This is a genomic window from Eubacterium sp. 1001713B170207_170306_E7, assembly GCF_015547515.1.
GTDB lineage: Bacteria > Bacillota > Clostridia > Eubacteriales > Eubacteriaceae > Eubacterium.
The window spans coordinates 237,963-252,535 of the sequence record NZ_JADMVE010000006.1; the positions used below are offsets into that span (position 1 = coordinate 237,963).

At 55.1% G+C, this 14,573-nt stretch carries 12 protein-coding genes and 1 other annotated feature (1 of these 13 only partly in view); of the genes, 10 read left to right on the top strand and 2 right to left on the bottom strand.

Going from position 1 to position 14,573, the window contains the following annotated elements; all coding sequences use genetic code 11:
• Window positions 1-172, bottom strand: a binding site (T-box leader) (it extends 81 nt beyond the left edge of the window).
• A gap of 651 nt (window positions 173-823) precedes the next feature.
• Complete coding sequence (locus I2B62_RS15835) at window positions 824-1,657, bottom strand: undecaprenyl-diphosphate phosphatase (RefSeq protein ID WP_195270007.1); 834 nt, start codon at window positions 1,655-1,657, stop codon at window positions 824-826.
• 201 nt (window positions 1,658-1,858) lie between these two features.
• On the opposite strand from I2B62_RS15835, the gene I2B62_RS15840 reads away from it, so the two are divergent.
• The 3 genes from I2B62_RS15840 to I2B62_RS15850 all read left to right on the top strand — a co-directional run bounded on the left by I2B62_RS15840 (window position 1,859) and on the right by I2B62_RS15850 (window position 5,768).
• On the top strand, window positions 1,859-3,157 hold the full coding sequence (locus I2B62_RS15840) for an extracellular solute-binding protein (RefSeq protein WP_195270008.1): 1,299 nt from the start codon (window positions 1,859-1,861) through the stop codon (window positions 3,155-3,157).
• The gene (locus I2B62_RS15845) at window positions 3,154-5,409 is read left to right on the top strand and encodes an EAL domain-containing protein (RefSeq protein ID WP_195270009.1); all 2,256 of its coding nucleotides are present in this window, start codon (window positions 3,154-3,156) and stop codon (window positions 5,407-5,409) included. Before I2B62_RS15840 ends, I2B62_RS15845 begins: the two co-directional genes overlap by 4 nt.
• Window positions 5,410-5,492: 83 nt before the next feature.
• On the top strand, window positions 5,493-5,768 hold the full coding sequence (locus I2B62_RS15850; protein ID WP_195270010.1) for a metal-sensing transcriptional repressor: 276 nt from the start codon (window positions 5,493-5,495) through the stop codon (window positions 5,766-5,768).
• 46 nt (window positions 5,769-5,814) lie between these two features.
• Here the strand turns inward: I2B62_RS15850 and I2B62_RS15855 are convergent, their stop codons facing one another.
• Window positions 5,815-7,818 carry a PAS domain-containing hybrid sensor histidine kinase/response regulator gene (locus I2B62_RS15855; RefSeq protein ID WP_195270011.1) on the bottom strand — a complete coding sequence of 668 codons (2,004 nt, stop codon included), beginning with the start codon at window positions 7,816-7,818 and terminating at the stop codon, window positions 5,815-5,817.
• Window positions 7,819-8,027: 209 nt separating this feature from the next.
• Between I2B62_RS15855 and I2B62_RS15860 the strand changes: the two genes are divergently transcribed.
• The 7 genes from I2B62_RS15860 (at window position 8,028) to I2B62_RS15890 (ending at window position 14,408) form a co-directional block, all read left to right on the top strand.
• Entirely contained in the window at window positions 8,028-8,648 is a 621-nt protein-coding gene (locus I2B62_RS15860) for a TetR/AcrR family transcriptional regulator (RefSeq protein WP_195270012.1), read from the top strand.
• Window positions 8,645-9,535, top strand: a complete 891-nt coding sequence (locus tag I2B62_RS15865; protein ID WP_207736030.1) for an ABC transporter ATP-binding protein — start codon at window positions 8,645-8,647, stop codon at window positions 9,533-9,535. The genes I2B62_RS15860 and I2B62_RS15865 overlap by 4 nt, the downstream gene beginning before the upstream one ends.
• Window positions 9,528-10,334, top strand: coding sequence for an ABC transporter permease subunit (locus I2B62_RS15870; protein ID WP_195270013.1), 807 nt, complete (start codon window positions 9,528-9,530; stop codon window positions 10,332-10,334). Before I2B62_RS15865 ends, I2B62_RS15870 begins: the two co-directional genes overlap by 8 nt.
• 194 nt (window positions 10,335-10,528) lie before the next feature.
• Entirely contained in the window at window positions 10,529-11,302 is a 774-nt protein-coding gene (locus I2B62_RS15875; protein WP_243259557.1) for an SDR family NAD(P)-dependent oxidoreductase, read from the top strand.
• A 382-nt stretch (window positions 11,303-11,684) separates the two neighbouring features.
• Window positions 11,685-12,401 (top strand): CHC2 zinc finger domain-containing protein, encoded by a 717-nt coding sequence (locus I2B62_RS15880; RefSeq protein ID WP_195270014.1) that lies wholly within the window; start codon window positions 11,685-11,687, stop codon window positions 12,399-12,401.
• Entirely contained in the window at window positions 12,388-14,043 is a 1,656-nt protein-coding gene (locus I2B62_RS15885; RefSeq protein WP_195270015.1) for a YfjI family protein, read from the top strand. The genes I2B62_RS15880 and I2B62_RS15885 overlap by 14 nt, the downstream gene beginning before the upstream one ends.
• Window positions 14,043-14,408 carry a hypothetical protein gene (locus tag I2B62_RS15890; RefSeq protein WP_195270016.1) on the top strand — a complete coding sequence of 122 codons (366 nt, stop codon included), beginning with the start codon at window positions 14,043-14,045 and terminating at the stop codon, window positions 14,406-14,408. Before I2B62_RS15885 ends, I2B62_RS15890 begins: the two co-directional genes overlap by 1 nt.
• Window positions 14,409-14,573: the final 165 nt, after the last annotated feature.

Consider the following 14,573-nt stretch of genomic DNA (forward strand, 5'->3'; position numbering starts at 1 on the left):
GCAGGGCCTTATATCCTCCTGGGGTAACGGTCAGGAACCGGCGCCGCCTACTCTCGTAGATTTCAGCTTGCCACTCCGAGGCCAGTTCAGACGCCTTTCCCAACTGCTTCGCATCAACCAGCAGCTTTCTGAATGTTCCGGGAATCCTACTACTCCTCATCAAGGTGTTGTGATAATCATAATCATTTTAAAGTGATTTGTCAAGAAAAAAATTGTTAAAGTTGGGAAACCAATTGTGCGGAGGCGGTATGGGAGCCTGCGCCTTTTATCCAGATAAGAAAAAAGAGTCCAGGCGCTGCGGATAACGGCCGGGAATCGTGCCGCTTTATTGGAGCAGCCGGACACTGGAGCGATCGAGGGCTGGCTTTAATAAGGCAGATACAAGGTGTACGTGCAGTGCCCGCAGGACGTCTTTTTGCTTCCTTAGGTAAAAGGCTCCGGCGCTTGGGAGCCTGCGCCTTTTATCCAGATAAGAAAAAAGAGTCCAGGCGCTGCGGATAACGGCTGGGAATCGTGCCGTTTTATTGGAGCAGCCGGACACCGGAGCGATCAGGGGCTGGCTTTAATAAGGCAGATACAAGGTGTACGTGCAGTGCCCGCAGGACGTCTTTTATCTTCCTTAGGTAAAAGGCTCCGGCGCTCAGGTTTTGATCCTTATGTCAAATCGCAGGATCAACGCCGTCAATGCTTATCCAATCTTACACACACAATCCTTTGACAGCCACGCCACACACACAATGCGTGTGCCCGACCTTAAGCTCAAAAGACTCAAAACCCCCCAGCGTTGAAGTTTTGAGCCTTTTGAGCATGCCGCTTCATATTTTTATGCAAATAACACCGCGTAGATAATGACAATGATGCCGAGCACAATGCGGTAGTAGCCGAAAGCCTTGAAGTCGTGCTTGCGGATATAGCCCATGAGGAACTTGATGGCAAAGACGGAGACCACAAAAGCCACGATCATGCCGACCAGCAGGATGCCGACCTCGATGCCGGTAAAGCCCACGCCGGTTTTCACAAAGAACTTCACGATCTTCAGCAGGCTGGCGCCCAGCATAACCGGCACCGCGAGGAAGAAGGAGAACTCGGTGGCCACATAACGGGAGCAGCCCAGCAGGGTCGCGCCAATGATGGTGGAGCCGGAGCGGGAGGTGCCCGGGATCAGGGCCAGAATCTGGAACACGCCGATAAACAGGGCGGTTTTGTAGTCCAGCTGCTCAAAATTGCGGATGGTGGGGTGCTTGGTGCGCTCCATGTTTTCCACCACAATAAAGGCAATCCCGTAGACGATCAGGGTGATGGCCACGGTCACGTAGCCGTAGAGCTTGTCGGTGATAAAATCATCAAATAAAAGCCCGATAACCGCTGCCGGAATAACCGCCACCAGCACCTTGCCCCAGAGGGACCAGGTCTCCCTTTTCTGGACCGGTGATTTCTTAGGTGAAAAGGGATTAAGCTTATGAAAATACAGCAGCACAACGGCCAGAATGGACCCAAACTGGATAACCACCAGAAACATATCCCAGAAATCCTTGGATACATTCATGTGGATAAACTGCTCAAAGAGGATCATGTGGCCGGTACTGCTGATGGGCAGCCACTCGGTAATCCCCTGGACTACGCCGAAAAAGGCGGCTTTCAGCAATTCTAAAAACATATAAATAACTCCTTATGTATTGATTTTTTAACCGTGTAATATTTTACCACAACAGCTGGCAAAAAAACATTAAAAAATTCTTACATTTTCAGTCCTTCGCGCCATAAAAGCCCTGTCGGCCAGGACTTAAGGATGAAGATTGATTTTATCCGTATTTTATTGTAAGATTATAAGGATGAAAATGATAACAAGAAGGAAAAGATGAAAAATACATGCTTACAAAAATGCGCCGCGCTGCTCGCGGTGCTGCTGCTCCTGCCTGCGCTTTTGTCAGGCTGTCAGAGCGCTGAGGATCAAAACTATACAGTTCCGGATACGGAGAGCGCTGAAACGGTTACGCTGAAATTCTTTGGCAATAAGAACGAAGCCCTGAACGTGATGGTCATTGAGAATATCTTAAAGGCCTATATGGAAGAGAACCCCGGGATCAACATCACCTATGAGAGCGTCAAGGGCACCGACTACTTTGACGTGCTTAAAAAGCGGGTGAAAAGCGGCAACGGCGACGATATTTTTATGGTCAACCACGACACCACGCTGGCCTTTATTAAAACAGGGGAGCTGGCAGATCTGTCCGGCCTCTCCACGCTTTCGGATTTCAGCCCCAGCGTGCGCAGCCAGATGGAAATTGACGGCGCGGTTCCCTTTGTGCCTACCAGCATCTCCGCATTTGGGCTCTACTGCAATCTGGATCTGCTCAAAGCGTATAACGTGGCGGTTCCGGAAACCTATGAGGAATTTCTGGCGGCTTGCGATACCTTTGTGGAAAAGGATAAAATCCCCATTGTGGCGAACAATGACATTTCGTTGAAAACACTGGCCATTTCCCGGGGAATGTTTGACGTCTATCAGGATGAAAACGCCGATAAGCTGCTGGAGCAGATGAATGCAGACCCCAGCCTGCTGGCTCAGTACATGCGCCCGGGCTTTGAGATGGTCGAGCTTTTTATCGACCGCGGCTATGTGGACGCCGGGCGGGCTCTGGAAACCGAAAAGACAAAGGATGATCTCGACGATTTCGTCACAGGCCAGTACCCCTTTATGCTCACCGGAGCCTGGGCGTCGCCGCGGGTAGAAGCCATGAACCCGGATTTCAGTTATAAGGTTTATCCCTATCCGGTACAGGCGGACGGCAGCGTCCTGGTGACCAATGTGGATACCCGGGTGGCGGTTAACGCGCGGGGAGCCCATGTGGACGAGGCCAGAAAATTTTTGGAATACCTGACCCAGAAGGACGTGATGTGGGAATTTGTGGATGGTCAGAGCTCCTTCAGCCCCCTGAACGACAAACGGCTGCCCAGCGACCCGGCCGTACAGCCGCTGAGCGCCAGTATGACCAGCGGCAGAAGCGTTCTGGGGACCGACAGCAATCTCAAATACCCGATCTGGGATCTCTCCAGGGAGAGCGTGCGGCAGCTGCTGAAGGGTCAAAAAACCGATACCGTGCTGTCGGACTTTGAGGAAGGTCTCAGGAAAAGTCAGGAAGGAGGCTCAGAATGAAACACAGGCATCTGTCCATATTGCTGGCAACCGCCGTGCTGTCCCTTGCCCTGCTGGCCGGCGGCATGCTTTTATACATCAACCGTGTCAACAGCTCGCTCTGGAACCAGTCCGTCGCCAGTATTCTGGAGCTGACCAGACAGGGCGGGAACACGCTGGACACCTTTATCCAGAAAGATTATGATACCCTTCAGGTCTTTGCCAGTGAGATGAGCGAAAGACCCTCAGACGACCAGGCATGGATCCGGAGCAACCTGACCAGCTTTGAGTCGCCTCTTAAGGACAGCTATTACTGCATCGACCTGACCGCGAACCGGGTATACCATAACGACGGCATCACGGATCTCGGCGTCGAGCAGGCCGGGTATCTGGCGGGTATAGGCGATCAGGGGGTGCTGGAGCCCTACAACAGCGCAGAAAACGGAGTCCGCTCCCTGGGCGTCTATAAGCGTTTTACCTTCGGGGACGGCCGGAGCGGCCTGGTGTTCAAGCAGCACCGCCTGGAGGACGTGACCGACAGCTTTGCGCTGTCCTTTTACAATGGCAGCGGCTTTTCCTACGTGGTTAAAAATGACGGCGAGGTGCTGATCCGTTCGTCCAATAAAAACAGCAACCGGACCTTCAAAAACCTTTATGACATTATCGACCTGTCCGGAAAAAACAGCGAGGCGGCCCTCACGTCCTTTAAGGAGGCCATGGCGGGCGGCCAGGCAGGCGCTGCGGTTTTCAGCTACAACAAAGCCCGGAATGTGTTCTGCTATGTGCCCATCTCAAGCGTAGAGGGATGGTATCTGGTTTCCATTATCCCCAACAGCGTCATCATGAAGCAGGCCGACAACATCATCAACTGGACACTGATGCTCTGCGGGCTCATCACCGTTCTGATACTGGCCATCATTCTGATCTATAACCGCAGCAGCCGTGAACACCGGCGGGAGGTTCGTCAGATTGCCTATTATGACAGTCTGACCGGGCTGCCCAATTTTGAGAAGTTCAAGCTTGACGGCGCAGGCCTGGTGGCGGAGGCCTCTGGGGTCAAATGGTCGGCGCTGTATATCGACCTCACAGGCTTTAAGCTGGTAAACGACGTCATGGGTTTCCAGTTCGGCGACGAGGTGCTCTGTTATCTGGCCGACGTGCTCACCCGTGAGAAGGATGAGGGGGACATCGTATGCCGCTTTTCGGCCGATAATTTCCTGATGCTGCACGCGTACAAAGCGCGCGCAGAGGTTGAGGACCTGTGCCGGCGCATTATCCGCGGCATGAGCAGCCCCACCATCGGCGATAAGCAGAACGTGCCGCTGTCGGTCCATATCGGGACTTTCTGCCTGGAGGACGATCCCGCAGCGTCGGACATCAGCCTCATGGTGGACCGCGCCCACATGGCTCAGAAAAGCATAAAAAATGGCCGCAGCAACCAGTACTGCGCGTACAACAGCCGGATGCGCTCCGAAATGCTGCGCCGTTCCGAGATCGAGGGCGCCATGGAACAGGCGCTGGCCGACGGTCAGTTTGTCTTTTACCTCCAGCCCAAATACGAGGTGTCCGGAAAGCAGGTGGTGGGGGCCGAGGCCCTGGCCCGCTGGATACAGCCTGGGGGAAAAATTGTCAGCCCCGGGGAATTTATCCCCGTTTTTGAGCAGAACCACTTCATACTCCAGCTGGACGAGTATATCTTTACCAGAGTGTGCGAATCGGTCCGGGAACGTCTGGAACAGGGGCTGCCCGTGGTGACGGTCTCGGTCAATGTCTCCCGGGTGCATGTGCGCCAGCCGCACTTTGTCAGAAACTACCGGGCGATCAAGGACCGCTGCCAGATACCCGACGGCCTCATTGAGCTTGAGCTCACGGAAAGCATTTTTTTAGAAGATATTGACCGCATCGGCGCGATTATCCGTGAGCTGAGAGAGGCGGGCTTCGGCTGCTCCATCGACGACTTTGGCTCAGGCTATTCCTCCCTCAATGCCTTAAAGGGGCTGCCGGTCAATGTCATCAAGCTGGACCGGAATTTCCTGCTGGACGAGGGCAGCACCGGAAAGGGCGCGATCATTGTCCGCAGTATCATACAGATGGCCAAGAAGCTGGATATGGAGACTGTGGCCGAGGGCGTCGAGACGCCGGAGCAGCTGGCCTTTTTAAAGGAGGCGGGCTGCGATATGATCCAGGGCTTCATCTTCTCGAAGCCTCTGCCGGAGCCGGAGTTTGTGCAGCTTCTGGCGGCGGACACGCAGCCGGCAGCGGAAACTTTTTAACCGCTCCGTTGCTATTCCCGGAAAAATGTGATAGGATAAATAGCTAAAGAGAACTTAAAGAGAGCCGAGACAAAGGAGATACGATGAGAGAATGTATGGAAGACTTACCGAAGCTGCAGGCGCGGCTGAAGCGCATCGAGGGGCAGATCCGCGGCATTTCGGATATGATGGAAAAGGACGTGCCCTGCAATGAAATCCTGATTCAGATCAACGCCGCCAAATCGGCCCTGCACAAGGTAGGGCAGATGGTGGTGGAGGGACATCTGCACCACTGTGTCAAGGACAGCATCGAGCACGGAAATACCGAACAGACTTTAAAGGATCTGTCAAAGGTCATCGAATATTTTTCGAGAATCTGACAGAAAAGAACCCGTATCGTGGGGATACGGGTTCTTTTTTATGGGATTACAGCAGCCTGCTGACCTCTTTGTTGAGCGCTTCGATGTTAAAGGGCTTGGCCAGATGGCTGTCCATGCCCGCTTTTCTGGCGGCCTCCACATCCTCGGCGAAGGCGTCGGCGGTCATGGCCACAATGGGCACGGACGCGTCGCTCCGGTCCAGGGCGCGGATCTGCCGGGTGGCCTCGTACCCGTTCAGGTTCGGCATCTGGATATCCATCAGGATCAGGTCGTAATAGCCCTCCGGCGAGGCGTTAAACCGGGCTACGGCCAGAGCCCCGTCCTCGGCGGTTTCGACGGCAGCGCCCATGGTCTGCAGCAGCTCGACGGCAATCTCACGGTTTATGGGATTGTCCTCGGCCAGCAGGAGGGTCTTGTGCTGCAGGGAGTGCAGGATCCCTTTTGCGTGGTCATCGGGCAGCGCCTTCCCGCTGACAAAGTGCTGGATGCCGTCGCGCAGCGTGGATTTAAACAGCGGCTTCTGAATAAAGCCGTCGATGCCGGACTGTTCCGCCTCTGCCCGAATATCGCCCCAGTCATAGGCGGAGGTGATGATGATCGGGGTGATGGTGCCAATGGCCTCCCGGATTGCGGCGGCGGTCTGCACGCCGTCCATTTCCGGCATTTTCCAGTCCAGCAGGATGGCGTCAAAATCGCGGCCCGAGGCGTGGGCCTTAAGCACCTGCTCCAGGGCGTCGGCGCCGTTGGTGGAACAGACGGGCTGGATCTCCAGCTCCTGCAGGGTTTCTGCCAGATAGTCGCAGGCGATGGCGTCGTTATCCACGACCAGTATCCGCATCCCCGCGCAGGAGGCTGACCCTTCGGCCGGGGTGGTGATCTGCATGGGCAGCACGACTTGGAAGGTGGTACCTTTGCCTAACTGGCTGTCCACGGTGATGGAGCCGCCCAGCAGCTCGACGAGCCGTTGGGTAATGGCCATGCCCAGGCCGCTGCCCTCGGTCTGGTCCACACGGCTGTCCCGCTCCCGTGTGAAGGCGTCAAAAATATGGGGCAGGAAGTCCGGCTTGATGCCGATCCCGCTGTCCGAGCAGGTAAAGCGGAACAACGCGCGCTCCGGTTCGTCCGAAGACAGCTCCTCCACCTCAAAGACGATGGCGCCGTTATCGGGGGTAAACTTGGACGCGTTTGATAAAAGGTTGATAAAGACCTGCCGCAGGCGCAGGGCGTCGGAGATCAGGTCCTCATGCTGCACATGCTGGAGCCGGATGGAAAAGTGCTGCGCGTGCTCCCGGACCATGGGCTGCATAATGGTTACCACGTCCTCCAGCAGGCAGGGAAGGGACATCCGTTCCTGGTTGAGGGCGATACTGCCGCTCTCAATCTTTGACATGTCCAGCACATCGTTGATCAGGCCCAGAAGATGCTGGCTGGACAGCGATATTTTTTTCAGGCAGTCCTGTACCTTGCCGCGGTCGTCGAGGTGCATGGCGGCAATGCTCGTCATCCCGATGATGGCGTTCATGGGGGTGCGGATGTCGTGGCTCATCTGGGAGAGAAAATCGGATTTGGCCCGGTTGGCTTTCTCGGCCATGGCCAGGGCGTCGGTCAGCTGCCGGGACTGCTGCTCCAGCTGCCGCTGCATGGTTTTCAGCCGGGTGATGTCGGTGTAGATCGTGTAGATGACCGGAATCCCCTCAAAGATCTCGTCCGTGAAGCGTCCGGTAACCCGTATCCAGACCGTGTCGCCGCTCTTGGTGTGCATGGGGCATTCAAATTCATACCCCGGCTCCCGGCGTTCATAGGCTTCCAGGATCGTTTTGCCCATCATGGCCACAGCCTCTGGATCGTCCCGGTAGTATTCGTCTACATGGTTATGGAAAAGGGACTCGTACTCCTCTTTGGGGTAGCCGATGAGCTCGTAAAAATAATCGTTGGCCCACAGCACGGTAAAATGCTCGTCGAACAAATGCTTGCTGACGCTGACGTTCATGACGCTCATGAACGCGTTGTACTCGTAATCCATTACTTTATTGGCGTAGTTTTTAATCATTCAGACCTCCTTCTCAGGTCTCCGGTAGGTGGATTTCTTCTTTATCTGAGTATAGCATTTATGGTCCGCCACGTCAAAAGTTTCCTCGTTTTAATGGATTTTACAGCCTCAAAAACGCTTTTTTGTTAAATTTTCTTAACAGGCCTTGATTAATCTGGTCAACAGCTTATAATGGAGATTAACCGATCGGGTTAATGAAAGGATACGCTATGGTCAATGACAAGTTTTACAGGATGCCGGCTGAGAAGCAGCAGCGCATCATCAACGCGGCGCTGAAGGTCTTTGCCCGCAATCCCTATAAAAAGGCGAATACGGCGGACATCGCGGCGGCTGCGGGTATCTCAAAGGGGCTTTTGTTTCACTATTTTAACAATAAGCAGACCCTGTACGAGTACCTGTTCCAGTACGGCACCGACGTCATGCGGGAGCACATCGCCGAGGTGCTGCCCTCCAGCGAGTCGGATTTTTTTGAAATCTGGATGAAGGCGCAGCGGGCCAAAAGTGAGATCGTGATCCGCAACCCGCATCTCATGGATTTTATGATCCGGTCCTACTACGACCGGGAGCCGGAGAACGACGGCAACATGAATTATTACGACAGTCTTGAGGTCTCGAGTCTCGCCGTGATCATGGCCCGGGTGGACCGGTCCAAATTTAAGGAGGAGACGCCGCCGGAGAAGGTCATGAGCTGGCTGATGTGGGCGGCCGAGGGCTTTATGAAGCGCCAGACCGAAAGGGGCGGCCTCGATCTGGAGGCGCTGGACACCGCGTTCAGTGAGCTCGTTCTGTTTATGAAACAACACTGCTACAAGGAGGAGGCATTACAATGATCAGCGTGAATCAGTTGACCAGAGACTACGGCGAGGGACGGGGGATATTCAACCTGTCGCTGGAGGTAAAGCAGGGGGAGGTTTTTGGCTACCTGGGGCCCAATGGCGCCGGGAAGACCACCACCATCCGGCACCTCATGGGGTTTTTGAAGCCCAAAAAGGGCCAGTGTGTGATCGACGGGCTGGACTGCTTTAAGCAGGCGGCGGCGATCAAGGAATTTTTAGGCTACCTGCCCGGGGAGATCGCTTTTTTCGACAGCATGAGCGGTGTGGAGTTTTTAAACTTTATGGCGGAGATGCGGGGCATGAAGGACCGGGCCAAGATGGAAAAGCTCATTGCCTTTTTCGACCTGAACCCAAAGGGAAAGATCCGGAAGATGTCCAAGGGCACCAAGCAGAAGCTGGGGCTGGTGTCGGCCTTTATGCACGACCCCGAGGTGCTGATCCTCGACGAGCCCACCAGCGGTCTGGACCCGCTCATGCAGAACCGGTTTATCCGCCTCATTCTCAATGAGAAAAAGCGGGGCACCACCATTCTCATGTCCTCCCACAGCTTTGAGGAGGTGGAGCGCACCTGCGACCGGGTGGGCATCATCCGGGCCGGGGAGCTGGTGGCCCTGGACAGCGTGGCCTCCCTTAAGGCCGAGCGCCACAAGATCTACCGAGTCAGCTTCGCCAGTGAAGCGGAGGCCGCCGATTTTAGCCGCCACGCAGGCGGCACCCGGCAGATGAAGGAGCACCCCCAGGTGGTGGAGGTACGGATAGCGGGCAGCATGGACGCCTTTTTAAAAATGCTCACCGCCTACCACGTCACCGATATGGACACAGTTTCTCAGGATCTGGAGGATATTTTTATGCAGTATTACGGAGGTAAACACCATGCTTAGCTGGCCGCTTTTCAAAAAAACCTTTAAGTCACAGCTCAAAATGCTCATAATCTTCGCGGCCATCCTGGCCATGTACATGAGCGTTGAGATCAGTATGTTCAACCCGGACTCCATGGACGGCATCCAGCAGATGATGGACATGCTGCCCCAGCAGATGATCAGCGCCATGAACCTGGACGTCAGCGCAGAGACAAGCCTTGTGGGCTTTCTGGGGTCCTACTTTTACGGCTTTATCGTCATCATGGTGCCCATGATTTTTAACATCATCGCCAGCAACAACGCGGCGGCTAAGCTGGTAGACAGCGGCGCCATGGCCTGCCTGCTGTCCGCGCCTAACTCCCGGACCAAGGTGATTTTCACCCAGGCGCTGTCGCTGATTTTGTCCAATATCATCCTCATGACTTTTGTGACCGTGATGGGCATTGTGGTGAGCCAGGCCCTGTTCCCGGGCGATCTGGACATCAGAGCCTTTCTGCTCGTCAACGCCGGCGCGCTGCTCATGCAGCTGGCCGTCAGCGCCATCGGCTTCTTTGCCTCCTGCCTGTTTAATGAGAGCCGGTTCTCCCTGGCCCTGGGCGGCGGGCTGCCAGTGCTGTTTCTGGTGCTGATGATGCTCTCCGGCGTCAGCGAAGATCTGGACGCGGTGCGCTACACCACCATGTACAGCCTGTTTGACCCTGCCGAGATCATCGCCGGAGGCGATACGGTCGGCCTGTGCCTGGCCGGGCTGGCCGCCATCTTTGTGGTGCTCTACGCTCTGGGCATTTTGGTGTTCAGACGGAAGGACCTGCCCCTGTAAATCAAAAGGTAAGCTGGAAAAAGAACCTCAAAAGACTCAAAACCCATTATTCAGAGGGTTTTGAGTCTTTTGAGCTTTTACCTTGGAGCATTCTTATAAAAACCGCGCGGCCGGTTATTCTTTCCTGAAAGTGGTATGTACATAGAAAGGGCACTGCCAGAGGCAGGCCCAAAGCACTGATGAAAGAAGGAAGAATGATGAGAATTGCCATTGTGACCGGGGCGTCCAGCGGGCTTGGACGCGAATTTGTAAGACAGATCAGCGCGCGTGGGCAGCTGGATGAAATCTGGGCCGTTGCCCGGAGGCGGGAAAAGCTGGAGGCGCTGGCCGGGGAAGTGAAAACACCGGTGAGGCCAGTGGTCATGGACCTGACCGATACCGCCAGCTTTCCGGCGCTGACAGCCCTGCTGGCCGAGCACCAGCCCGACGTGCGGCTGTTTATCGGCGCCGCAGGCATGGGCAAGCTGGGAAAATACGACGAGGTCTCCGAGGCCGACGCCAATGCCCTCATTGATTTAAACTGCCGTGGGGCAGTGGATATGACCCTCAGGGTGCTCCCCTATATGAACCGGGGCGCCCGTCTGATGCAGATCTGCTCGGTGGCGGCCTTTCTGCCCCTGCCGGGCCTGAACCTGTACGCGGCCTCCAAGGCCTTTCTGCTCAGCTATACCAGGGCCCTGCGCCGGGAGCTCTCCGGCCGGGGCATCCGGGTGACGGCCGTGTGCCCCTACTGGATCAAAAACACCGAGTTTGTGTCCCGGGCCAGCGCCAACGCGGACCGCTCCGCAGTGCGGCACCTGCCCTTTGCCTCCACACCGCAGACCGTTGCGGGCCGGGCCCTGGCAGACAGCCGCAGGGGCGTGGCTGTATCCACTCCCGGGCTCATCAGCCTGAGCCTGCGGATTTTTAACAAGCTCGTGCCCCAATCGGTGGGGATGAGCCTCTGGAACGCCGTCCGCCGGCTGTGAGGTTTTAAAGGGCGCGGCCATAAATGTGTCCGGCAAAAAGTTTGTTGGCGTCATCGGCAAAAGCCCTTTTTGAAAGGACCGCAGCCATGGTGTGGATTTCGGCTTTTTCGGTTCTTTGTCAACCGTGGGTGTAAAATTTAAGGCTTTTACATAAAAAGAATAAAATATTATTCCGGCCTGTACTCAAAAGGCTCAAAACAGAAAAAATGGCAGTTTTGAGCCTTTTAAGCAGGGTTTCCGAAAGTATAATAAAAAAATAAAGCAATAACAAATGATTATTCATCAGTTAAACTTTTAACAATTGTTGACTTAAACAGCGTTTCATTATATAATGCAAACCATATCACGATGAAAGTCGGGTATAAAACGATTTTGGAGGGGAGTGCTGATAAAAAACTATCGATCAATCTTTAACGTCGTCCGGGAAGAAACCAGCATTGTGACGGCTGCCCGCTTTTACGGGGTGGCAGTTGACCGGCATGGGAGGGCCTTGTGTCCATTTCACAACGACCATCATCCCAGTCTGTCTTTTAAAGACAACCGGTTCACCTGCTTTGCCTGTGGGGCCAGGGGGAGCGTCATTGATTTGGTTATGCAGATTTTCCATATTTCTCCATTAGAAGCGGCCATTAAGCTTCAGGAAGATTTCAATCTAACGGTGGAGGTCAGAGCTCAAAGCCATAAGACCAAGAACGCTGCGGCGAAAGGAGCGGCGGATACAAGAAGCGTGAAACAGGAAACGAACGGGACGAAAAGCGCGCGGCGCAAAGCGAAACCAACGAACACCCTGTGCCACCCTTCGCGTATAACGGCGCCGACGGACAGCGCGGAGGCGGTACTGGCAGCGGCGCTCCGGAACCGGCTGGCAGATATGGAAGCGTACTATAGCAGAATACACCGTGAGCTAAGTGAAAATACTGAGAAATATAAGCCTTGCGAATCACTGGAAACCGTGCCCGACAAGTATGTCGAGGCCATGTTTCAATTGCCCGTGGTATCCTATTACCTGGATATCCTGGATAGCGGAACACCCTCCGAGAGGGTGGAGCTTTACCGCGCGTTTAAAAGAAAGGAGCTTATACAGTATGAACAACGATAGAACACAGCGACAGCCTGCAGACGACATCGAGGCCATGAAGGGCCTTTTAACCGAAGAAGAGCGAAAAGATCTGATCATTGAGGAAACCAGGAAAAAAATAAATTTCAAGCCCATCATCCCGCTTGACGGCAGCGCGGTCAACGCCGTGCCGGATTTTCCGGTACACAGCCTGCCTGGCGCGGTACAGGATTTTGTGCTGGCGGCCGCGGCCAGCATCGGGGTGCCGGTGGCCATGACCGGCAGCGCGGCCCTGGGGGTTCTGGCCGCCGCGGTGCAGAAAAAAGCCAAGGTGAAAGCCAAAGCCGACTGGACCGAGTCCCTGTGCCTTTACATCCTGCTGATCGCCCGATCATCGGAGCGGAAATCCCCGATGATGCGTAAAATGACCAGGCCCATCGAGCTTTATGAGGAAATGGTCAATGAAAAGATGGCCGAAGACATCGAAGCGTACGATCATCAGGAGCAGTTTTTTAAGAAGAAAATCAAGTATCTGGAAGGAAAAGCTGCCCGGGGCGTCATTAACTACACCGACGCTCAGGAGGCCCGGGAAGAGCTGGCAAAGCTCAAGCCTGCGCGCCCCCTGCGCCTGACAGCAGGCGATGTGACCCCCGAGGTGCTGGTCAACCTTTTGGAAGAGAACCACGAGCGCATGGCCATTTTTGCGGCGGAGGGCGGTCTTTTCGGCACCATGAGCGGCCGTTACAGCGGCGCGGTCAATATCGACGTGTTCCTCAACGCCTACTCCCAGGACAAGATGACCGTCGACCGGGTGGGCCGCCGCACCCGGATCCTCCGAGACGCCCACCTCACCATGGTCATGGCCGTACAGCCCCATGTGGTGTGTGAATTTGAGGCAAAGAAAGAATTTCAGGAGCTGGGCCTGACCGGCCGGTTTCTGTACGCCATGCCCGACAGCCTGGTCGGCACCCGCAACAGCCGGGAGGCGCCCGACATCCCGCCCCAGGTCGAAGCGGTCTACTGCGAGCTCATCACCGAGCTCCTGGCCATGGACGCCGGGATTAAAGGCGGTGTGATGCTGGAAATGACCGAAGAAGCCAGAGATTTGTTCTTTGACTTTGACCATGACACCGAAAACCGCCTGACCGAAGACTACGAGTGCATTGAGCCCTTTGCTGGAAAGGTCAGCGGTACCGTCCTGCGGATGGCGGGCATTCTTCACTACGCAGCCCACGGCCCCCGGGCGTCTGAGCGCAGCATCAGCCGTTCGACCGTGGCCAAGGCCATCGATCTGGCCGAGTATTATCTGGCAGAAAAGCTGCGGGTCTTTAACCTGACAAGCAGCGACGCCGAAACCCAGACCGCGGCCTACGTCCTCAAACGGGCCCTGACCGCGGGCAAAGACAGCCTGACCAAACGGGAGATCGCGCAGCGCTGTAAGGGTAAAGGGATGCACGCAGACGATGTGGAATCGCCACTGGCGCTGCTGGCAGCCCACCACTATCTGGTGCCCGTACCGGCCGAATACGCCGGAACCGGACGCCGGAGCATCCGTTATTTTATCAACCCCGAACTCCTTAAAACAGGCACCACGGAGGAAGAGGGCCACAATGCCCTCGTGCCGGTGATCACACTGGCGGAACCCGAGGACTTCACACAGGAGGAAAGGGCGGTGACGGTATAATGAACAATATCGATGCGCTGGCCGTTTATGATACCCCATTAAAACAACAGGGCAGCAGGCCCCCGGCCGATACGGCAGAGGCCGCCTGCGCGCCGCCGCCATATCAAAATCAAAGCACCGTTAAAAACATTCTCAATGACATAAACGCCAGCAAAACGCTGGCCGCTGAAGAGATTCAAAGAGCAGAAACCCTCAGGGAAGTCGACAGGGAGCTGAAATCCGCCGCCATTAAAATGCTCGAAGACAAAGTGTCTCTTGACAGAATCATCCTGAAACTCAGCAATATCATCATGCACCAGAGCGGCGACAAAGCGTTTTATAAAAAGGTTCAGGCGTTGGTGCATAAAAATTACAGCGATCGTTAAGATATCAAAACAGGCATCCGGGAGGGTGCCTGTTTTAGCATTTAAAATAGAGCGTCTATGCTCAAAAGACTCAAAACCCGAAGTCCGCAGGGTTTTGAGTCTTTTGAGCAGGAGAACAGCCCCGGCATTATCTGTTTTGTTTGACGGGTTCGCTTAAATTTGGTA

Bases quoted from the DNA above. Each gene is read 5' to 3' on its own strand.
- I2B62_RS15870 (WP_195270013.1), top strand. From the start codon at position 9,528: ATGCTTAGCTGGCCGCTTTTCAAAAAAACCTTTAAGTCACAGCTCAAA.
- I2B62_RS15850 (WP_195270010.1), top strand. From the start codon at position 5,493: ATGAGAGAATGTATGGAAGACTTACCGAAGCTGCAGGCGCGGCTGAAG.
- I2B62_RS15860 (WP_195270012.1), top strand. From the start codon at position 8,028: ATGGTCAATGACAAGTTTTACAGGATGCCGGCTGAGAAGCAGCAGCGC.
- I2B62_RS15835 (WP_195270007.1), bottom strand. From the start codon at position 1,657: ATGTTTTTAGAATTGCTGAAAGCCGCCTTTTTCGGCGTAGTCCAGGGG.
- I2B62_RS15875 (WP_243259557.1), top strand. From the start codon at position 10,529: ATGATGAGAATTGCCATTGTGACCGGGGCGTCCAGCGGGCTTGGACGC.
- I2B62_RS15890 (WP_195270016.1), top strand. From the start codon at position 14,043: ATGAACAATATCGATGCGCTGGCCGTTTATGATACCCCATTAAAACAA.
- I2B62_RS15840 (WP_195270008.1), top strand. From the start codon at position 1,859: ATGAAAAATACATGCTTACAAAAATGCGCCGCGCTGCTCGCGGTGCTG.
- I2B62_RS15885 (WP_195270015.1), top strand. From the start codon at position 12,388: ATGAACAACGATAGAACACAGCGACAGCCTGCAGACGACATCGAGGCC.
- I2B62_RS15845 (WP_195270009.1), top strand. From the start codon at position 3,154: ATGAAACACAGGCATCTGTCCATATTGCTGGCAACCGCCGTGCTGTCC.
- I2B62_RS15865 (WP_207736030.1), top strand. From the start codon at position 8,645: ATGATCAGCGTGAATCAGTTGACCAGAGACTACGGCGAGGGACGGGGG.
- I2B62_RS15855 (WP_195270011.1), bottom strand. From the start codon at position 7,818: ATGATTAAAAACTACGCCAATAAAGTAATGGATTACGAGTACAACGCG.